A 228-nucleotide genomic window follows, 5' to 3' on the forward strand; every position below is an offset into this window, starting at 1 on the left:
TGCTCCAATCTGTATGAAGCTCAAATGGACGACCTCGTATCAACCTCCTCAAGATGGGAGCACCCACCAACTTTTGCTTTAATTGAAGAAAGGCCTCTTCATGCTCATCTTCCCATCTCCACTCTTCTTCATTGCAAGTGAGTAGCATTAAGGGTTTTGTTAGCTTATTAAAACCCTTAATGTAACATCTATAATAGCTCATCAATCCCAAAAGGCATGCAACCTACT

1 protein-coding gene is annotated in these 228 nt (G+C 41.2%); it reads right to left on the minus strand.

Features of this window, described 5'->3' with window-relative positions; all coding sequences use genetic code 11:
* Window positions 1-202, minus strand: a 202-nt coding sequence (locus KVT31_RS30120; protein ID WP_254637335.1) for an RNase H-like domain-containing protein, incomplete at its 3' end; no start/stop codon positions are given.
* Between the last annotated feature and the right edge of the window lie 26 nt (window positions 203-228).

It is taken from the genome of Bacillus sp. GbtcB14 (assembly GCF_019091205.1).
Classification (GTDB): Bacteria; Bacillota; Bacilli; order Bacillales; family Bacillaceae_G; genus Bacillus_A; species Bacillus_A cereus_AG.